Here is an 18,619-nt window from a genome sequence, read left to right on the forward strand (position 1 = left end):
GAGCAGAGCCCGTTTATCTCCGTCTCCGGGGCAGAACACGACACAGTAGCAGTACCGCAAGCCCTGCAAGATACGGCGCAGACACATCATTCAAGGTCTTGAAAGACAGAAAGAAGTGGATGCCAGCCAGAACTGCCACCGGGTAGATCAGCCGGTGTAAAAATTTCCATCGGCGTTTCATCAGACGCATGGAAAACGCGTTGGAAGTCAGCGCGAGCGGGATCAGCAAAACCAGCGCAACCATTCCAAGAATAATGAAAAGGCGATGTGTGATGTCGGTCCACAGGACGCCCCAGTCGAACCCATGATCCAGCCCGACATAGGCCAGCAGGTGCAGACTGGCATAGAAAAATGTCAGAAGCCCGGTCAGACGACGGTATCGAAGCAGGTTGATGCCTGCAAAACGTTTCAGCGGGGCCAGTGCCAGACAGGCCAGAAGGAAACGGAAGGCCCACAGACCCAGCGACCGCTCGAACACGTTAACCGGATCCGCACCAAGAGCACCATGCTGTCCTTGCCAGACGAGCCAGAGGGCCGGAATCATGCCGATCGGATACAGAATCACGCGCCAGTGCCGTTTTAACATGCGACCTACGGCTGCTGGGGACCGCGTAGAATCGGACGACATCAGAAGTTTTTCCGCAGGTCCATGCCGCGATACAGATCCGCCACCTGTTCACCGTACCCGTTGAACATCAATGTCGGCTGCCGGGCAGCGCCGAACAGGGAATGCGCGCCTATGACGCGTTCTGTCGCCTGACTCCAGCGAGGATGATCGACCTGTGGATTGACGTTGGCATAAAAACCGTACTCGTCAGAGGCGAGGCGTTTCCATGTTGTGGGCGGTTCATGATCCAGAAGACGGATGCGCTGAATCGATTTGATGCCTTTGAAACCATATTTCCATGGAACGACTAGACGGATGGGCGCGCCGTTCTGGTTCGGGAGCGTCTCGCCATAAATGCCGAGCGCAAGGAGCGTCAGTGGATTCATGGCTTCGTCCAGACGCAAACCTTCCACATAAGGCCACTGGATACCCGAAAGGCCGCCATTTTGGCCGGGCATTTCCGAAGGGCGCAGAACGCTCTCAAAAGCAACATGGGTGGCCCGAGGATCGGGATCGGCGTCCTTTAGCAGACTCGCAAGCGGAATACCGTCCCACGGGATGACCATGGACCACGCTTCGACGCAGCGCATGCGGTAAATACGCTCCTCCAGTGCCGCAGAACGCAGAAGCTGCTCAACATCCAGACGGACAGGCTTTCGGACAAGACCCGTGATCTCCAGCGTCCAGGGCAATGGATGGAAACCCTCCGAATGGGCCGCAGGGTCAGCCTTGTCCATGCCGAACTCGTAAAAATTATTATAGTGCGTCACGTCTTCGTGCGGCGTCGGCGTCGGCGTCAGGTTGCCAGAATACGGGCCGGGATGCGTCTGGAGGGATGCGGCGTTTGCCGTGGTGGCAAGCGTAGTCAAAGCTGCCGCGCCGCCGATCAGGGCGCGTCGGGAGAGGTACATCTCCTTGGGAGTAATCTCGGAAGGCTGCGGTCTGGGGTAGTGAAACAGTGCCATGATCAATTTCCGGACTTTGAGAAACTCTGGCACCTATGATGCGTGAGTCTGTCGTAACGCATCATAAGGAGCCAGTATCCATGCCCCGTCCTAAAATCGGTTTTATCGGCTACGGAGCGATGGCCCAGCGTATGGGCGCAAATCTGCGAAAGGCCGGCTATCCGGTGGTGGCGTTCGCGCCTTCGGGGGGCAAGGATGAGACGGAAATGCTGTCCTCACCCCGTGCGATTGCCGAAGCGGCCGAGATTATCATTTTCTGCGTGCCGAACGATGCAGCGGAAAATCAGTCCCTGCACGGCGAGAACGGAGCACTTGCTGCTCTGACCGCGGAGAAACTCGTCCTCGATACGTCCACCGTCTCACCGGATCAGGCGGACGACTTTGCAAAACTTGCCATTGAACATGGGTTTTCCCTGCTCGATGCACCTATGTCCGGCAGCACGCCTGAAGCCGAGAGCGGCGACCTGGTCATGCTTGTGGGCGGCGACGAGGCCGTCGTGAAACGGGCACAGCCGGTTCTGGACGTTATCGGCAAGCTGACGATCCATGCTGGCCCCGCAGGTTCTGCTGCACGGCTGAAACTGGTTGTGAACGGAGTGATGGGGGCCACGCTCAACATCGTGGCCGAAGGCGTATCCTACGGGCTTGCCGCCGGGCTGGACCGTGATGTCGTGTTCGAGACGCTACAGCAGGTGGCCGTCGTCAGCCCGCATCACAAGCGCAAACTGAAGATGGGCCAGAACCGGGAATTTCCTTCCCAGTTCCCGACCCGTCTCATGTCCAAGGATATGGGACTTCTGCTGGATGCCGGTCGCAAGGTCGGCGCGTTCATGCCGGGCATGGCCGTCGCCGATCAGGCGCTGGCCCTCTCAAACCGTCTGCATGCGGATGAGGATTACTCGGCTCTCATCGGTGCGATGGAACACAGCGTTGCCAATCTTCCCCATAAATGAGAACGATATGCGGGAGCAGCCGTCCCTGAGGACGGTCACCTCGTTTTATTCTGCCAAGGAGTGACATCATGGCTTTCGAACTTCCCCCCCTGCCCTACGCAGAAAACGCCCTTGCCGGTGCTGGCATGTGCCAGGAAACGCTGGAACTGCACCACGACAAGCACCATCAGGCCTATGTCACGGCCCTGAACGGTTTCGTGGAAAGCAAGCCGGAACTCGCTGGCAAGACGCTTGAGGAGATCATCACGTTCTCCTACGGCAAGCCCGAAATCGCTCCGGTGTTCAACAACGCGGGCCAGCACTGGAACCACGTTCTGTTCTGGAAGAATCTGTCTCCGAAGGGCGGCAAGATTCCGACCAGCCTGGAAACGAAGATTGCTGAAGACTTCGGTTCCGTTGAAGAATTCAAGAAGCTCTTCAAGCAGGCTGCCACGACGCAGTTTGGTTCGGGCTGGGCGTGGCTGGTGCTCGACAAGTCCGGCAAGCTTGCCGTGACGAAAACGGCAAATGGCTCCAACCCGCTGGCCGAAGGTCAGGGCAAGGCGCTGCTGGGTCTCGATGTGTGGGAGCACGCCTACTACCTCGATTTCCGCAATCGTCGTCCGGACTATGTCACGAACTATCTGGACAAGCTCGCCAACTACGAGTTTGCGGAAGCTGAACTGAAGTCTGCCTGATTCCTTTCGGGTTCACTCGGATCAAAAAAAGCCCCGTCCGGCTGTCCGGACGGGGCTTTTTTCATGTACCGGGCCTAAAAATTCCAGTTCAGGAATCGCTGGCTGGCTTTTCACGCGATGTAATGTTCGTGATCGTGCTGCGGACAATCTTTACGCGCACACCCTGTGCGATTTCGACATCCACTTCGTCGCTGTCATCGCGGGTTGCCTGCACGACACCGACGATACCGCCTGCCGTCACAATCCGGTCACCGCGACGCAGGGAGCCCTGCTCGTCACGGAGCTTGCGGGCACGCTGCTGCTGCGGGCGGATCAGCAGGAAATAGAACACCACGAAGATGAAAATCATCGGGGCGAACTGAAGCACCTGCGGATTGGAGAGCAGACCACCACCATCGGCGGCCTGGGCGGAAGAAATGAACAGACTGCTCATGGATGTAAAGGTCCAGTCTTGAGTGAAGCTGGCGGGGACCATATCGTCCGGGGGCTGCCCGTCAAGCGTGGCGCCGATGTCTTTTGATCTCAACTCCTTTCAGCCCGGAACCGTTTTCCATGACCGACCACGCCCTGCTCAGCGCTCTCGAACGTATTGCCGCCAGTCTGGAGCGTATGAGCCCGCCCCCGCCAAGTGCGGATATCCTGCACAAACATGATGCCTTTCTGTGGCAGGCCGCATTGGGTGTTCTGACGCCGGTGGAGAAGGTTTCGGGCGTGCCGCTATCGCTGTTGCAGGGCGTGAAACGGCAGATGGATCAGGTAATGGCCAATACACGGCATTTTGCCGAAGGATTCAGCGCCAACAATGTCATGCTGTGGGGGGCGCGCGGGATGGGGAAGTCCTCATTGGTGAAAGCGTCCGTCGCGGCTGTGAACGAGGAGCAGCGGGCGAAGAGCGGCGGGACGCTGGCGCTGATCGAGATCCAGCGTGACGAACTTTCCTCTCTGCCCAAGCTCCTAGCCGTTCTGCGCACGACAAAGCGCCGCTGCATCCTGTTTTGCGATGACCTGTCCTTCGAGAGCCAAGATGCGGATTACAAATCTCTCAAATCCGTGCTCGACGGCGGCATTGGCGGTCGACCCGAGAACGTCCTGATCTATGCGACGTCGAACCGGCGACATCTGATGCCGCGGGACATGATCGAGAACGAGACGGGCAGCGCGATCAACCCATCCGAGGCAATCGAGGAGAAAGTCTCGCTTTCGGACCGGTTCGGCCTTTGGATCGGGCTGTATGGTGCCACGCAGGATGATTATCTGACGATCGTGGAGGCTTACGCAGCTTATTACAAACTGCCGGTTCCGCGCGATGAACTCCGCCGTAAAGCACTGCAATGGGCCATGGCACGCGGCAGCCGGTCCGGCCGCGTGGCATCGCAGTTCATCAGCGACCTGGCTGCGGAACTAGGTATTCCGCAGCACTGAAAACGGATCCACCCCGTCATAAAAAAGGCGGGGATTAAACCCCGCCTTTTTTATGATCCAAACTTAGAACGAGGCGCTGACTGTGCCGAAGAATTCGCGGACGGGGCCGCGTTCCATGGACTGGTAGTCGCCCACTGCAGGGTTATCGTTCTCACCCATCATGGAGATGTATTTGGTGTTGAACAGATTATAGACGTTGAAGCTCGCCGTGACGTCCTTGAGAACGCTGAGCTTGCCGAAACGGTACTGGGCACCAGCATTGGCCAGCCAGTATCCGCCAATCGACGTGTCGTTCATGAAGCTATAGTAACGGCGGCTGTAGTAGTTCGCATCAAAATGCGCCGTCATGCCCTTCCAGCTATAGGCGACGGAGGTCTTGTACATCCATGCCGGGTAGTTGACGATATTCTTGCCCGCCAGCGCGTAATAGCCGCCAACCGTATCGACGTTCCGGTCGTAGGTACCCTTGTTGTAGCTCAGGTTGTTGCTGATACTCAGACCGTCGATGGGAGTGATGGTGATGTCGCCATTCGCACCCGTCATGGAGATATGGCCGAAATCAATGACCTGCGAAACAGGATTGGTCAGGGAGCCCACGGCAGCGGCCAGAATCGGATGGATCAGGCTGGCGTGATAGACCGTCGCGTTCACCTGAAGCAGCTTCGACGAATAGCGATAACCACCAAGATAGACCCAGGCCTTTGACGGTTCGAGAGACTTCTTCTGGGCCTGGAACGTCGCCTGATCCTGCACGGAATAGACCGAGTTCGCGACGCCATAGGCCGAGACCTCGTAGGCGCGCATGTTTTCGGCCACGTCGACATAGATCTCGTGGTGACGGTTGATGTGCCAGTCCAGATTGACATGTGGCAGGAAGGCCTGAGACGCCGTAAGCGACCCGTTAGGCAGCGCATCGGCACCCGTCCAGTCGGAATTATTATACTGCGCACCGCCGGATGTGGTGGCAGTCATGGATTTGAAACCGGCATGCAACGTCAGACCTTCAGCCAGCTGGATGCTGTCCTGAAGGTGAAACTGCATGACGTTGGTGTTCCACTGGAAGTTATAACCCTGCAGATAGGCTGGGCCATAAACGTCATAAGGCCCGACAGCCTTGAGCGGTGCGCCCTGCCCCAGAATGGGCTGACGATAGTTGAAAACACCGGCTTGCTGGTTGTTGTTTTCATACCAGACACCGCCCTCAATCGTATGACGGCCCCATTTGTAACGCAGGCTGGTATCGAAACCATAACGCTCCTGACGGTTCTGCCAGACTTCTTCGGACAGCGGAGCGCCCCCCTCGACCTGATCGGCCGGATCGCTGTCGGTATAGCTATAATAGCCCGTCTGGCTGTGGCCGTAGAGCGTGGTATTCCAGGTTAGATGGTCGGTGAGAGCAAGGTCGAAATGCAGCCCCCCCATGTAATTGGTTTCGGCCTGACCACCATCATACATGGCAATATTAGAGCCATCGATGCCGGGAACGCTGTTATAACCCGCCGGGTAAGGACGCGTGCCGTTGGCGATGCCGTAAGCCAGACCGTAATTTGGATAAAGATGTGGCGTGCGCCAACCGAGATTCTTCAGAATACCGATGGACGTATCGGGATAGTTCCACTGGGCAAGGCTGGACCAGTTGAAGAAAGCGGACATGCGGCTGCGTTCGTTGATCGGCTGCACGAGCTTGGCATCGACCTGTTGCATGAACTGGTCGCCGCTCCCCATCCACATGCCCTCGTCGGTTCGCGCATAGGAGGTGTAGAGCTTCGTGCCGGTCTGGTTCAGCTTTCCGGAATCCAAACGGACATAGGTACGGTAGGAGCCATAGCTGCCAAAAGACTGGCTCACCTTGCCGCCCCGTTTGTCATCGGGGTCCGAGGAACCGATCTGGATCGTCCCGCCCAGCGTGTTCATGGAAGGCAGTTCAACAGATCCTGCGCCCTGCGACATGCGCATGGACTGGATGTCATCGGGAATGATGGCTGAGGCGAGGCTCATGCCGCTGACGGACTGGTAGGTCTGGTCGTTCAGGGGAACGCCATCAACCGTCACACCCATCTGGTTCATGAAGAAGCCGCGGACGTAAAGATTGGCGCCGAAGCTGTCGATACCGAACGGATCGGTGGAGGTGAAGCTTACGCCCGGCGTACGATCCAGCATCTTATAAGCGCTGGTTCCGGGGACGTACTGCCGCATGATGGCTTTGGAGACAGCCTGTTCGGCATCGCGCCCGGTCAGTTGCCGCCCCGTAACGGCGACGCTTTCGGTCGCGCGGGATTCCAGAGCCTCGGTCTTGCGACGGATGGGTTTGGGCCGATCCGCACCATTCCGTACAGGTGCAGCGGAAACGGCTTTCGGAGAAGCTTTCGAAGCATGATGTTTCGCCGGATGCGCGGACACCGAAACCGGCGAAGCATCATCGCCTACCGGAAGAGGCTGATGCCCAGCCGCCAGAGCGGACTGGCGGACTGCAAACAGTGCGATTGAGGACAGCAGCAGGGATCTGGTTCGCACCGTGGACGAAACTCCGGAATCTGGGTTTTATAAACTTTGGGAAGCGGTGTCCTAAACGTGCCTGCACACCGCGAAAAGCGCCAGCATTGCTAGATGATGTTTCAATGACACGAAAAAGGTGGTTTTTGTGCCGCATGTTGCGGGAAAGACGCGCTCTGTGAGAGTGAATGATCGCTTCCTGTGGTGGGGCTTTGCCTGTTAGGTTTGTCTCCAGCAAGACGATGTCGCGGTTTCATCACGGATCAGGATACTCATGTCGCAGACGCTTTCTGTCTCTTCTGCTGCCGAAAACTCTCCTTCGGACACGGACCGGGTGATCGACCCGAATATCGGCGAATATTCTCCTGTGGAGGATGTGGTTCGCAAGACAGGAGATCTACGGCGCGTCCTGTCCAACCCCGACTACTGGTATCCGGTGGCGTGGTCGCGTGAACTCAAGCGCGGCAAGACCATTGGCACGCGCTATGCCGGACAGCCGATCGCGCTTGTACGCCCGATGGACGGCAGCGTATTCGCGCTGGAAGACCGCTGCGCACATCGTCAGGTGCCACTGAGTCTGGGCAAAGTCAGCGGTGAAGCGGTTCAGTGCTGTTATCACGGCTGGGCCTACGGACGCTCCGGGCGCTGCATTGACGTCCCATATCTGGGCAAGGGCAAGCTGCCAAACGGCGTGCGGACCTATCCGTGCCGCGAGGAAGGCGGGTTGATCTTCATTTTCCCGGGTGATCCCGCGAAAGCCGAGAGCGTGCCGTTTCCGCAGATGGGATCGGTCGGCAATCCCGAATACAAGACACGCCGCTTCGGCGAGACGGTCGCGTGCCATTACAGTTTCATGCATGAAAACCTGATGGATATGAACCATCAGTTCATGCACATGAAGCAGATGGGCCAGATGAAACCGCGCTTTCTGGGCGGACGAGATGAGCCAACGCTGGTCGAGGCGCGCTACAGCTTTGCCCGGACCGGCGGCAAGCAGCCCTGGGGTGAGACGTTCATTTTCGGCGAGCGCCGGGATGCGAGCGAAAAATACGCCCATAAAGACGTCATGACGATCCGGACTGAATATCCGTACCAAACGCTGCGCATCGCCACGGGTGATGAACCGCCGGTCATGGATCTGTGGATCGTCTATGTCCCGCAGGATGCGGAACAGAAGACCTGCCGCGTCTTCGGACTGCTCTCGATCCGTCGCCCCAAGGCGAAGCTGGTTCTGGACATTGCCTGGCCGTTCCTCATCGCATTTACAGAGCGGATTTTCAAAGAAGACCGTGACATTGTGGAACTGGAACAGGCGGCGTGGAACGAGCAGGGTGGCGACCGCAACCAGGAAGTCTTCCCGGTCATCAACATGCTGCGCCGACTTCTCGCCCGATGTGGCGTTCCTACCGACAAACCTACAGAGCAGCAGGCTCCACAATCCTGATATGACACCTGAACTCAAAGCAGGGTGCCTCGTTCTGCGCGCCCTGCAGCCGGAGGATGCCCCGGCCGTCCATCGTCTGATCAATGACTGGAGCGTCGTGCGGATGCTCAGTCGCCTGCCCTTTCCTTACCCGCGCGATTTGGCGGAACAGTGGATCGATTCCACGCGCCATGACAGTGCGCAGGGCAGTGCCCATCATTTTGCCATTACCCGTGATGGATCGCTTCTGGGCGCAATCGGCCTCGTTCTGTCCGAGGACCGGCGGTCCGGCTCGCTGGGATACTGGCTGGCTCCGAGCGCTTGGGGACAGGGACTGACCACTCAGGCGGCCCGGCGCGTGATCGAATGGGGACTGACAGTTCTACGTCTGGAGAAAATCACAGCAGACGCGGCGCAGGATAATGCCGCGTCTCTGGCCGTTCTGGGCAAGCTCGGTTTTACAAAAACAGGCATATCCAGTCGACGCTTCGTGTCACGCGGGCAGGATTGTCCGATCGATCTGCTCGAACTCCCCCGGACGGCGTTTCTTTCGGAAGTGCAAAAGCCGATTGAGGCTCCCGTGCAGCAGGCCAAAGTGACTCCTGTCGTTGTGGAGGCACCTAAGTCGCGGACGCTGTTGGTCGTGGCAGCCGCCCTTCTGGACACACAGGGACGAATTCTTCTTGCCAAAAGACCGGAAGGCAAACGCCTCGCGGGCCTATGGGAGTTTCCCGGCGGCAAAGTTGAGCGCGAGGAAACGCCAGAGCAGGCATTGATCCGGGAAATGCGCGAGGAACTTGGCCTCGATCTGACCGGCTCCTGTCTGGCACCGTTCACGTTCGTCAGCGAAAATGCCGGGCCGTTTCATCTGCTGATGCCGCTTTATGTCGTGCGCCGCTGGCGGGGTGTCCCCACCCCGCGCGAAGGTCAGACCCTGGAATGGGTTCCAGCATCGGATCTGGGCCGCTATCCCATGCCAGATCCAGACCTGCCCCTGATCCCGCTTTTGCAGGAGCTTCTGGGCTAGGCTCAGGACCTATTAAAATATTGAACTGAGCGAGACGTTGTGATTCACAGGCTTACCGATGGAGGTAAGGCTGTGAGTGACGTATTTTTGCTGTCTGAACGCCAGATGGAGCGGATTGAGCCGTTTTTTCCTCTGCCGCATGGAGTGCCCCGTGTGGATGACCGGCGTGTTTTGAGCGGAATCGTTTACGTGATCCGCAACGGGCTTCAGTGGAAAGACGCTCCGAAAGCGTATGGCCCGCACAAGACTTTATACAATCGTTTTATTCGCTGGAGCCGCCTGGGTGTCTTCGACCGGATCTTTGTCGCCCTGACAGAACAGGCTGGCCGTTCAAAGCGCCTGATGATCGATGCAACACACCTCAAGGCACACAGAACGGCGGCGTCTCTACTCAAAAAGGGGCTTTTCCCCGCCATATCGGACGGACAAAAGGCGGCCTGAACTCAAAACTCCATGCCGTGTGCGATAGTCAGGGCAGGCCTGTTCGCCTCTATCTGACAGCAGGACAAGTCAGTGACTTCAAAGGCGCAGACGTGCTGCTGGCAGATCTCCCCGAAGAGACAGAAGAAGTCATCGGGGACAGAGGCTATGACAGCAACCGGATCAGGTTATCGCTTGCAGAACGCAATATCACTGCCTGTATTCCCCCGAAAAAGAACCGGAAATCAAAGCTGCCTTACGACTGGCATCTGTATAAAAAGCGCCACCTCATCGAAAACATGTTCGCGAAACTCAAAGACTGGCGACGTATTGCGACCAGATACGACCGATGCGCTCATATCTTCATGTCCGCAATCCATATCGCAGCAACCTTCATCTTCTACCTCAAAGAATGAGTCCTGAGCCTAGGTCAGTCGTTCAGACGGAAAACCTGCTGGGGCGCCCCCGCAACATCCGTGCGGAACACGAACAGCGAACCGGCCTGCGGCTCCTTCGCCAGCGTTTCAGCATCCAGTCCCTTGCGGGCCGTTGTCACGAAGACGGTCTTCAGGTCGTCTCCTCCAAAAGCCACCTTGGTCACGTTTGTAACCGACATGGAAATGGACGACAGTGCCGTGCCATCCGGCCTGAAGCGTACCACCCGCGAACCACCCCACACGCCGCACCAGAGCGTGCCCTCGCTATCAGTCACGATCCCGTCAGGATATCCCTGTTCCAGTCGTGCAAAAACCCGCTCGTTCGCAAGTTCGCCATCGGGCTGAATGTCGAAAGCATAAATCGTCTGTTCCGGGCTGTCGCAGACGTAAAGCGTCTTTCCGCACGGGGAAACAGCAGGACCATTGGAGACAGTATAGCCTTCATCATGATGGGTTATGTTCAGGCCGCTTCCTTCATGCACAACGCGATAGATCGAGCCGGAAGGCTGCTCCTCGCCATCATCCATAGTGCCGAACCAGAGGCGTCCCTGCGGGTCGACACAGCCATCATTCAGGCGGTTACCGGTTTTTTCAGGTTCGACAAGTTTGTGATCGGAAAAAGTGCCATTCTTCGGATCAAAACGGCGCAGTCCGTCAGGCATACCGGCCAGAAACGTCCCATCTTCGACCGGTAGCAGAAAAGCCACGCGATCCGGCGCGCTCCAGCTTTCGTGCGCGCCGGTCCCGGGTGTAAAGCGATGAATTTTCGCCTCTGGAATATCGACAAAATAAAGCGATTTTTCGCCGGAAATCCAGACCGGACCTTCCCCCAGTGTCGCACGCAGGTCCAGAAGGCATTCTGGCTGATGAAGCGGGTTGGTTGTCATGGTTCCTCCTGATGAAAACCAGAATTCAGAATAGGTTTGTTCTCGACAACGCGGGACGAGCCGTTACGTTCTGTCGCGAAGACTATCAGGAGCGGACACATGCTTCAAAAAACTGCCTGTTTTCTCGTCATCGGCAACGAGATCCTCTCAGGACGCACACAGGATGCCAATACCCGCGTTCTGGCTCAGGCGCTCAACGCGCAGGGCATCCGGCTCATGGAAGTCCGGGTCATTCCCGACATTGCAGAACGGATCATCCGCACGGTCCGCGAATGCAGCGGGACTTTCGATATCGTGTTCACGTCAGGCGGAATCGGGCCGACGCATGACGACATCACGGCGGAATGCGTGGCCACCGCTATGGGCGCCCCCCTGGTCCGCCATGCAGAAAGTTTCCGCCTGCTGGAGGCGGCGCTTGGGGCAGATCGCTTCAACGCGGCCCGACAGCGCATGGCCTATCTGCCGGAAGGCTCTACTCCCATCCTCAACACGGTGTCCGTGGCACCCGGCTTCAGCATCGGCAATGTGCATGTGATGGCCGGAGTGCCGTCGATCTTTGCATCCATGGTCGCATGGCTGGTCCCACAGATGGAAAAAGGCGCTCCCCTCGTTTCCGCAAGCTGGCATGCCGCGGGACTGAAAGAAGGTGATTTCGCCTCTGATCTGGCCACGTTGCAGGAGGGCTTTCCGACGATTGATCTCGGCTCCTACCCTTATCACCTGCCAGACGGCGCAAGTGGCGTGGCACTCGTGGCCAAGGGATATGACAGCGCGATCGTCGGGAAAGCCGCACAGGCGATCCATGATCTCATCATGGCGCATGGACGCGAGCCGTTGGCGGGTGAACCGCCGCACAGACAGACAGTCTGAAAAACAAAAGCCGCTGCGAAGGAGCAGCGGCTTTCAGGAACGCCTCAGTGCAGAGGAGCGCGGGTCATGGACAGGAACTTGTCCCGACGCTTCTGGATCAACGCCGGGCCCGTAAGTCCCTTGAGGGATTCGAGTTCTTCGAAAATCGCATTTCCGATCGCCTTGACGGCCTCTTCCGGCGCACGCTGGGCTCCACCGATGGGCTCAGGAACGATCCGGTCGATCACGCCGAGGGACTGAAGGTCCTGCGCCGTCAGCTTGAGCGCTTCGGCTGCGGCTGGAGCCAGCTTCGGATCACGCCACAAGATGGAGGCCGCAGCTTCCGGCGAAATCACGGAATAGATCGAGTGTTCGAGCATCAGGATGCGATCACCCGCGCCGATGGCAATGGCACCGCCGGAGCCGCCCTCGCCGATCACCGTCACGATCAAAGGTACCGGGGCTTTGAGGCACACATCAATCGACTTCGCGATGGCCTGAGCCTGTCCGCGCGCTTCAGCGTCGATTCCGGGCCATGCACCGGCAGTGTCGATGAAACTCAGGACCGGCAGCCCGAAGCGTCCGGCCATTTCGATCAGGCGCTGTGCCTTACGGTAACCTTCAGGACGGGCCATACCGAAATTGTGCTTCAGGCGCGTCTCTGTGTCGTGACCGCGCTCGGTACCGACAACGACAACCGGCTCGCCACGGAAACGGGCCAGACCACCGATCATGGCGTCATCATCACCGAAGGCGCGGTCGCCGGACAACGGCGTGTAGTCCGTCGTCAGCAGACGCACGTAGTCCAGTGCTTTGGGGCGCTGGGCGTGACGGGCCACCTGCACTTTCTGCAGCGGCGTCAGCTTGGAATAGGTCGAGCGGAGCTGCTTGTCGGCCTTGTCGGACAGACGGGCAATCTCGTCATCGATATTGATGCCGCTGGTGCCTGAGGCCTTGCCCTGGCTGCCCATCTGGCGGAGTTCGTCGATTTTGGTCTCGAGTTCGGCGACCGACTTCTCGAAATCTAGGAATTGGCGCATGGCCTGCCCGATAGCACGCCTGTGCGTCGGGAAACAGTCCCTGCGACATGCGGAATGATCCTGTCAGTCTTCCGCAACCTCAGACGCACCTTTGCGGGCGAGCGGATGATGCGCGCTCACCGCCTGTCGCAGACGCTCCGACATGACCTGCGTATAGATCTGAGTGGTAGCGATATCCGCGTGCCCCAGCAGCATCTGAAGTGCCCTCAGATCGGCACCATGCGCGAGAAGATGGCTGGCAAAAGAGTGCCTCAAAACATGCGGACTGACGCGATCGGGGTCCAGCCCGGCCTTGAGGGCACAGGCGAGCAGAATCTTGTCGAATCCCTGTCGCGTGAGCGATTTTTGCGGATTGCGTCCTGGAAAAAGCCACGGACTGGCCACATCCCTGTCGAAATGCACAAGCTGGTCGGCAGCCTCTCGCGCGCTCCGGGACAGAGGCACCAGACGTTCCCGCCCGCCCTTGCCGCGTACCAGCAGCATCGGGCCGCGCACATGCACACAGGTCGCAGGCAAAGCGAGCAGTTCGGAAATGCGCAGCCCGGTCGTGTAAAGCAGTTCCAGCGCAGCACGGGAGACGATGTCCCGACGTTCGTTTTCGTGTCCTCGTGTGCCGGTGTCGAGCAGAAGGCGGATTTCCGCCTCGTCGAGCGGTCTGGGCAGGGAAGACGCGATCTTCGGAGCCTGCTGCCGCTCGGTCGGGTCATCCTCACGCACCGATTCGAGCATCAGGAAACGATAGAACTGACGCAGGCAGGACAGTCGACGCGCTGCGGTCCGTGCTGCCAGACCGGCACGGGACAGTTCGGCCAGATAGGACTGAACCTCTCTCCCCTGCGCGTCGCAGAGGGCTACAGGTGCGCAGTGTGCCGCAAAATCGGCAAGATCGGAAGCATAAGCCTGCCGGGTTTTCAGCGCCGCACCACGCTCTGCAGCCAGCATCTCAAGGAAGGCCTCGACATGTCTGCTGTCACCGGAGCGCGGCATGAAGGGTTGGTCAGTGCCCGGAAGCGGAAGCTGGTGCGACCGGAGCCGCAGGCACGGACTGGGCTGGGGCGGCCTTGGGAGCCGGCATCGTCGGGAGCGGCGTCGAAGGGGTCAGGGGCGCGGCGGCGGAGGCGGCAGCTGGAGCCGCTGGAGTCGTGCCTGATGCGACGACAGGAGCCGCAGGTGTCTGGGCCGTCGTCTGAACAGCGTTCTGGGTTGTCGGCACGGGCGGCATGGCGGGCAGCTCGGCCTGCGGTGCAGCGGAACTCGCGAAGGCCGCGCCCGACAGGTCTTTGTGCGCCATGGTCTGCTGTGGCGGAGTAGCAGTCATGCCCAGACGCAGGAACGCTCCACCAGCGCCCAGAACGAGAAGGACGGCGACAGCTCCGCCGATGAACGGCAGACGGAAAATGGAACGATCAATATTGGCCATAAAAAAGGTCTCGAAGTGAGGACAGGACGTGCCCCTTCTCCTATGATAGGTAGCAGAGCATGTCACGCCTGCCTTTCTCCCTTTCAGCCAAGCCGGAACCCTTTTTCTCATCCGACGGCGTACCGTCACGCACGGTCGTCCTTGTCGGGATGATGGGGGCTGGCAAAACCACCATCGGGCGGCGCCTTGCCCAGATCTGCGGCCTGCCCTTCGTAGATGCCGACGTCGAAATTGAACGCGCTGCCGGATGCTCGATTCCCGAAATCTTCGCACGACATGGCGAAGCCGCATTCCGGGACGGGGAACGGCGCGTCATCCAGCGCCTTCTTGACGGGCCGCCCTGCATTCTTGCGACGGGTGGTGGGGCGTGGATGGATGCCCAGACCCGTCGGTTGGTCCGTCGCCATGCCGTCTCGATCTGGCTGCGCGCACCCGTGCATGTGCTGATCAAACGGGTTGCAGGCCGCCCGGGAAGACCGCTTCTGGCTCAGGGACGCCCTGACGAAATTCTGGAGCGCCTCGTCGGGCTACGCTATCCGGTTTACGCCGAAGCAGACATCATTATCGATTGTGGAGACGAGACCGTGGAACAGGGCGTGCATCGGGTACGGGAAGTTCTGGAGGAATATCGCAGGCCGGAGACGGTGCATGTTGCGCTCAGCCATCACAGCTATGACGTGGTGATCGGGCCCGATCTCATTTCCCGTGCCGGTGCCCTGCTCGCCCCGCATCTGCCTCAGAAACGCGTGATCGTCATTACTGACGAAATCGTAGCGGAACTGCATCTGCCGCGCCTGCTGACGTCTTTCGAGGAAACAGGCATTCGCGCAGATGTGATCTCGGTTCCGGGCGGCGAGGAAAGCAAATCCCTCGCCTGTTATGGAGACGTGATGAACCGGCTTCTGTCCACGGGTATCGAGCGCAAGACAACCATCGTCGCGCTGGGAGGCGGTGTGGTCGGGGATCTTGCAGGTTTCGTCGCAGCGACGGCCCTGCGCGGACTGCCTTTCGTGCAGATCCCCACGACACTGCTTTCGCAGGTGGACAGCAGCGTCGGCGGCAAAACCGGGATCAATGCCGCAGCAGGCAAGAACCTGATCGGGGCGTTCCATCAGCCTGTCGCAGTTCTGGCGGACACCTCCGCTCTGGCCACTCTTCCACGCCGTCAGCGTATCGCCGGGTATGCCGAGATCGTCAAATCCGGCCTGATTGCAGATCCGGACCTGTTCGCATGGTGCGAAAACTACGGCCAGAACGTTCTGGCGGGTGAACCCGCATCACTTGCGGAAGCGGTCCGTCGCGCATGCGCTTTCAAAGCGGCCGTCGTGGCTGCTGATGAGAAGGAGCAGGCCTCCGTCGGAGGACGCGCCCTGCTCAATCTCGGGCATACTTTCGGCCACGCTCTGGAAGCCGAACTGGAATATGACGGGCGTCTTCTGCATGGCGAAGCGGTTTCGATCGGCATTCATCTGGCCATGGCGCTCTCCGTGGAGATGGGTTACGCCCCCGCCGAAGACCTGAGTCGACTGGACCGGCATCTGCGCAGTCTGGGCATGCCCGTGAGCTTTGACTGGTTCAGGGACTCGTTCTCGGCGGAAATACTTCTGCACCACATGACTCGGGACAAGAAAATGCAGGACGGAAAGGTTGCGTTCGTCCTGCTGCGCGGAATTGGAAACGCCTTCTCCACCCGCGAAATTCCAGCAGAAACAGTGCGTAACCTGCTTGTGCGCGAGGGTTGCCGTCCGTGATGAATGTTAAAATTTCGTCATACCTCGACTAAATACCTGTTTTGCCACCACTTTTGCATAGCTGCTTTCTGCGGGAAGCTCTGGCGTCTGCTGGAGCCATGAGCTAAGGCAGCGTAGACGCGAGGCGTAGATCGTGAAGCGGGCGAAATGGATTGTGGCTTTTATGTCACTCCCCTTCCCCGAGTAGAGCTGGAACCCCCTGAGTGGCTTTGTCGCCGGGAACTCTGAGTTCTATATGCGCTTATGCATCGCGCTGGGTCCGTTGGTGAAAGCATTTTCCAACGGCTCGAACGTTAGTCACTAAGAGGACGAAAACATGCGTCTCCGCACGGCACTCCTTGCCATGACGTCGATGGTCGCCGCACCGTCGCTTGCCATGGCCAGCACGATCACCGGTCCCTATGTCGACCTGGGTGGTGGGTACAATCTGGTCCAGAACCAGCACGGTCATTTCTCGCCGACGACACAGGCTGATGGAACGAGCAACAATGCTGGTTCCCGCTCGCAGTACCGTCACCACGACGGTTTCACCGGTTTCGGTGCGTTCGGCTGGGGCTTCGGCAACGGTCTGCGCGTTGAAGTCGAGGGTCTGTACAACTACTCTCAGCTCAACCACCGCAACCACACGGCAGCAACGGGTTCCACCCGTGGCTCCGATCAGGCTTACGGCGGCCTCGTCAATGTCCTGTATGACATCGATCTCGCCAATTTCGGCCTGAACGTTCCTGTCACGCCGTTCGTTGGTGTTGGCGCTGGCTACCTGTGGCAGCACTACAACCCGACCACGACTCAGTACGACAACGGCAATGTGACCCGCATGGGCGGAACACAGGGCAGCTTCGCGTACCAGGGTATCGTCGGTGCAGCTTACGACATCCCGAATGTTCCGGGCCTGGCCGTCACGACGGAATACCGTTTCATTGGCCAGACCTTCGCAGACGGTCCGTATCGCGCCACGTCCTACAACGCTTCCGGCGTTCACAAGGGCAACGTGAACTTCGACCAGCGCTTCTCGCACCAGTTCATCCTGGGCCTGCGCTATGCCTTCGACACGGCTCCCCCGCCGCCGCCGCCGGTTCCGGTCGTTGTTCCCCCCACTCCGACCCCGGCTCGCACGTATCTCGTGTTCTTCGACTGGGACAAGTCTGACCTGACGGGCCGCGCTCGTGAGATCGTTGCCCAGGCAGCCCAGGCTTCCACGCACGTCCAGACGACGCGCATCGAAGTCAACGGCTACACGGATAACTCTGCTGCTCACCCGGGTCCGCGCGGCGTGAAGTACAACCTTGGCCTGTCCAACCGTCGCGCTTCCAGCGTGAAGGCTGAACTGATCCGTGACGGTGTCCCGGCTGCTGCCATCGACATCCACGGCTACGGCGAGTCCAATCCGCTGGTGCCGACTGGCCCGAATACCCGCGAGCCGCAGAACCGTCGCGTCGAAATCATCCTGAAGTAATTCAGACATGATCTGACGCCGGGGTTTTCGACTTCGGTTTCTGAGAAAGGCGCCCTTCGGGGCGCCTTTTTCTTTATGAAGCCATGCAGGCTGAAAACAGAACGCCCTTGCATGCTTCTTTCCCGGCACGCTAGAGCCACCCCATCCCGACATATCGGAGACATGGTCCTTTGCGACGCAGCCGTATCTTTTATCCGCGCAGCCGCCCGGAAATCATTGACCAGTTCCTGCGATTTGGGATTGTCGGGGCGCTCGGATTTCTTGTGGACTGGGGAACAGTGTCGCTGCTGCGCCCGCCAATAGGACTAGTCGCAGCAACCCTGACGGCATACTTCGTCGCGGCCACCGGAAACTGGTGTCTCAACCGCTTCTGGACTTTCCGGCTATCCGCTGCCGACAACCAGCATATGATCCTGCAGTGGCTCCGATTCCTGCTGGCGAATTCGTTCGGCTTTCTTCTCAACCGCGGAATGGTTTTCCTGCTTTACGCTACGGTTCCACTGACTTTACATTTTCCAGCACTGGCACTGGCAGCGGGCGCGCTGTGTGGCATGGTCGCCAATTTCAATCTTTCGCGACGCCTCGTCTTTCGTGCCCAGACACCGGAAACTCCGCTGGAACTCGTCCAGATGGCTGTAAAAATCCCTGCCGCCGGACTCACAGCACCGGAACCCGAACCCGATCTGTCAGGCCTGGAAAATAGTACCCTCAGAGCGCATGACCGCAATGACTGAAGGCCGCATTTCCAAGGCCGCGACAATAGTCTAGGACAGGCAGACGATTTCCATGCTT

At 59.0% G+C, this 18,619-nt stretch carries 18 protein-coding genes; 10 read left to right on the forward strand and 8 right to left on the reverse strand.

Features of this window, described 5'->3' with window-relative positions; all coding sequences use genetic code 11:
• Positions 1 to 13: 13 nt before the first annotated feature.
• Together msrQ and msrP are read right to left on the reverse strand one after the other, a co-directional pair.
• Positions 14 to 628, reverse strand: coding sequence for a protein-methionine-sulfoxide reductase heme-binding subunit MsrQ (gene msrQ / locus ABDK74_RS04415; protein WP_194254348.1), 615 nt, complete (start codon positions 626 to 628; stop codon positions 14 to 16).
• Entirely contained in the window at positions 628 to 1,572 is a 945-nt protein-coding gene (gene msrP, locus ABDK74_RS04420; RefSeq protein ID WP_346002853.1) for a protein-methionine-sulfoxide reductase catalytic subunit MsrP, read from the reverse strand. Before msrP ends, msrQ begins: the two co-directional genes overlap by 1 nt.
• 80 nt (positions 1,573 to 1,652) lie before the next feature.
• Between msrP and ABDK74_RS04425 the strand changes: the two genes are divergently transcribed.
• Positions 1,653 to 2,525 (forward strand): NAD(P)-dependent oxidoreductase, encoded by an 873-nt coding sequence (locus ABDK74_RS04425; protein WP_346002854.1) that lies wholly within the window; start codon positions 1,653 to 1,655, stop codon positions 2,523 to 2,525.
• 68 nt (positions 2,526 to 2,593) lie between these two features.
• Complete coding sequence (locus ABDK74_RS04430) at positions 2,594 to 3,202, forward strand: superoxide dismutase (RefSeq protein ID WP_194254345.1); 609 nt, start codon at positions 2,594 to 2,596, stop codon at positions 3,200 to 3,202.
• 88 nt (positions 3,203 to 3,290) lie between these two features.
• On the opposite strand, the gene yajC is transcribed toward ABDK74_RS04430, so the two are convergent.
• A complete protein-coding gene (gene yajC, locus ABDK74_RS04435; protein ID WP_194254478.1) occupies positions 3,291 to 3,635 on the reverse strand; it encodes a preprotein translocase subunit YajC in 345 nt (114 codons plus the stop codon).
• A gap of 119 nt (positions 3,636 to 3,754) precedes the next feature.
• Here yajC and ABDK74_RS04440 point away from each other — a divergent pair, with 119 nt between their 5' ends.
• Positions 3,755 to 4,624 carry an ATP-binding protein gene (locus ABDK74_RS04440; protein ID WP_346002855.1) on the forward strand — a complete coding sequence of 290 codons (870 nt, stop codon included), beginning with the start codon at positions 3,755 to 3,757 and terminating at the stop codon, positions 4,622 to 4,624.
• A 63-nt stretch (positions 4,625 to 4,687) separates the two neighbouring features.
• Here ABDK74_RS04440 and ABDK74_RS04445 read toward each other — a convergent pair whose 3' ends face one another.
• The gene (locus ABDK74_RS04445) at positions 4,688 to 6,907 is read right to left on the reverse strand and encodes a TonB-dependent receptor (protein ID WP_408874498.1); all 2,220 of its coding nucleotides are present in this window, start codon (positions 6,905 to 6,907) and stop codon (positions 4,688 to 4,690) included.
• Positions 6,908 to 7,391: 484 nt separating this feature from the next.
• Here ABDK74_RS04445 and ABDK74_RS04450 point away from each other — a divergent pair, with 484 nt between their 5' ends.
• From ABDK74_RS04450 to ABDK74_RS04460, 3 genes are all read left to right on the forward strand, one after another.
• Entirely contained in the window at positions 7,392 to 8,561 is a 1,170-nt protein-coding gene (locus ABDK74_RS04450; protein WP_346002857.1) for a Rieske 2Fe-2S domain-containing protein, read from the forward strand.
• 1 nt (position 8,562) lies between these two features.
• Positions 8,563 to 9,567, forward strand: coding sequence for a bifunctional GNAT family N-acetyltransferase/(deoxy)nucleoside triphosphate pyrophosphohydrolase (locus tag ABDK74_RS04455; RefSeq protein ID WP_346002858.1), 1,005 nt, complete (start codon positions 8,563 to 8,565; stop codon positions 9,565 to 9,567).
• A gap of 72 nt (positions 9,568 to 9,639) precedes the next feature.
• Positions 9,640 to 10,403, forward strand: a protein-coding gene (locus tag ABDK74_RS04460) for an IS5 family transposase (protein ID WP_346002506.1) whose coding sequence is annotated in 2 segments (ribosomal slippage) — positions 9,640 to 9,973 and positions 9,973 to 10,403 — 765 coding nt in all. Because the reading frame shifts where the segments join, the coding sequence is not laid out codon by codon here.
• A 14-nt stretch (positions 10,404 to 10,417) separates the two neighbouring features.
• On the opposite strand, the gene ABDK74_RS04465 is transcribed toward ABDK74_RS04460, so the two are convergent.
• Entirely contained in the window at positions 10,418 to 11,311 is an 894-nt protein-coding gene (locus ABDK74_RS04465; RefSeq protein WP_346002859.1) for an SMP-30/gluconolactonase/LRE family protein, read from the reverse strand.
• Between the two features lie 99 nt (positions 11,312 to 11,410).
• On the opposite strand from ABDK74_RS04465, the gene ABDK74_RS04470 reads away from it, so the two are divergent.
• Positions 11,411 to 12,181: a competence/damage-inducible protein A gene (locus ABDK74_RS04470; protein WP_346002860.1), complete on the forward strand. Its 771-nt coding sequence runs from the start codon at positions 11,411 to 11,413 to the stop codon at positions 12,179 to 12,181.
• A 44-nt stretch (positions 12,182 to 12,225) separates the two neighbouring features.
• On the opposite strand, the gene ABDK74_RS04475 is transcribed toward ABDK74_RS04470, so the two are convergent.
• The 3 genes from ABDK74_RS04475 to ABDK74_RS04485 all read right to left on the reverse strand — a co-directional run bounded on the left by ABDK74_RS04475 (position 12,226) and on the right by ABDK74_RS04485 (position 14,620).
• Positions 12,226 to 13,200 (reverse strand): acetyl-CoA carboxylase carboxyltransferase subunit alpha, encoded by a 975-nt coding sequence (locus tag ABDK74_RS04475; protein WP_346002861.1) that lies wholly within the window; start codon positions 13,198 to 13,200, stop codon positions 12,226 to 12,228.
• A gap of 63 nt (positions 13,201 to 13,263) precedes the next feature.
• The gene (locus ABDK74_RS04480; protein ID WP_346002862.1) at positions 13,264 to 14,187 is read right to left on the reverse strand and encodes a tyrosine recombinase; all 924 of its coding nucleotides are present in this window, start codon (positions 14,185 to 14,187) and stop codon (positions 13,264 to 13,266) included.
• Positions 14,188 to 14,197: 10 nt separating this feature from the next.
• The gene (locus ABDK74_RS04485) at positions 14,198 to 14,620 is read right to left on the reverse strand and encodes a hypothetical protein (RefSeq protein WP_346002863.1); all 423 of its coding nucleotides are present in this window, start codon (positions 14,618 to 14,620) and stop codon (positions 14,198 to 14,200) included.
• A 59-nt stretch (positions 14,621 to 14,679) separates the two neighbouring features.
• On the opposite strand from ABDK74_RS04485, the gene aroB reads away from it, so the two are divergent.
• From aroB to ABDK74_RS04500, 3 genes are all read left to right on the forward strand, one after another.
• Complete coding sequence (aroB, locus tag ABDK74_RS04490; protein ID WP_346002864.1) at positions 14,680 to 16,371, forward strand: 3-dehydroquinate synthase; 1,692 nt, start codon at positions 14,680 to 14,682, stop codon at positions 16,369 to 16,371.
• Positions 16,372 to 16,687: 316 nt separating this feature from the next.
• Positions 16,688 to 17,827, forward strand: coding sequence for an OmpA family protein (locus tag ABDK74_RS04495; RefSeq protein ID WP_346002865.1), 1,140 nt, complete (start codon positions 16,688 to 16,690; stop codon positions 17,825 to 17,827).
• A gap of 170 nt (positions 17,828 to 17,997) precedes the next feature.
• The gene (locus ABDK74_RS04500; RefSeq protein WP_346002866.1) at positions 17,998 to 18,561 is read left to right on the forward strand and encodes a GtrA family protein; all 564 of its coding nucleotides are present in this window, start codon (positions 17,998 to 18,000) and stop codon (positions 18,559 to 18,561) included.
• The last annotated feature ends 58 nt before the right edge of the window (positions 18,562 to 18,619 follow it).

Source organism: Gluconobacter sp. OJB (genome assembly GCF_039638275.1).
GTDB lineage: Bacteria > Pseudomonadota > Alphaproteobacteria > Acetobacterales > Acetobacteraceae > Gluconobacter > Gluconobacter cerevisiae.

Excerpts from the sequence above, each read along its gene's own strand:
- aroB (WP_346002864.1), top strand. The coding sequence starts at position 14,680 with ATGTCACGCCTGCCTTTCTCCCTTTCAGCCAAGCCGGAACCCTTTTTC.
- ABDK74_RS04475 (WP_346002861.1), bottom strand. The coding sequence starts at position 13,200 with ATGCGCCAATTCCTAGATTTCGAGAAGTCGGTCGCCGAACTCGAGACC.
- msrQ (WP_194254348.1), bottom strand. The coding sequence starts at position 628 with ATGTCGTCCGATTCTACGCGGTCCCCAGCAGCCGTAGGTCGCATGTTA.
- ABDK74_RS04495 (WP_346002865.1), top strand. The coding sequence starts at position 16,688 with ATGCGTCTCCGCACGGCACTCCTTGCCATGACGTCGATGGTCGCCGCA.
- ABDK74_RS04470 (WP_346002860.1), top strand. The coding sequence starts at position 11,411 with ATGCTTCAAAAAACTGCCTGTTTTCTCGTCATCGGCAACGAGATCCTC.
- ABDK74_RS04485 (WP_346002863.1), bottom strand. The coding sequence starts at position 14,620 with ATGGCCAATATTGATCGTTCCATTTTCCGTCTGCCGTTCATCGGCGGA.
- msrP (WP_346002853.1), bottom strand. The coding sequence starts at position 1,572 with ATGGCACTGTTTCACTACCCCAGACCGCAGCCTTCCGAGATTACTCCC.
- yajC (WP_194254478.1), bottom strand. The coding sequence starts at position 3,635 with ATGAGCAGTCTGTTCATTTCTTCCGCCCAGGCCGCCGATGGTGGTGGT.
- ABDK74_RS04440 (WP_346002855.1), top strand. The coding sequence starts at position 3,755 with ATGACCGACCACGCCCTGCTCAGCGCTCTCGAACGTATTGCCGCCAGT.
- ABDK74_RS04465 (WP_346002859.1), bottom strand. The coding sequence starts at position 11,311 with ATGACAACCAACCCGCTTCATCAGCCAGAATGCCTTCTGGACCTGCGT.
- ABDK74_RS04480 (WP_346002862.1), bottom strand. The coding sequence starts at position 14,187 with ATGCCGCGCTCCGGTGACAGCAGACATGTCGAGGCCTTCCTTGAGATG.
- ABDK74_RS04425 (WP_346002854.1), top strand. The coding sequence starts at position 1,653 with ATGCCCCGTCCTAAAATCGGTTTTATCGGCTACGGAGCGATGGCCCAG.
- ABDK74_RS04455 (WP_346002858.1), top strand. The coding sequence starts at position 8,563 with ATGACACCTGAACTCAAAGCAGGGTGCCTCGTTCTGCGCGCCCTGCAG.
- ABDK74_RS04430 (WP_194254345.1), top strand. The coding sequence starts at position 2,594 with ATGGCTTTCGAACTTCCCCCCCTGCCCTACGCAGAAAACGCCCTTGCC.
- ABDK74_RS04450 (WP_346002857.1), top strand. The coding sequence starts at position 7,392 with ATGTCGCAGACGCTTTCTGTCTCTTCTGCTGCCGAAAACTCTCCTTCG.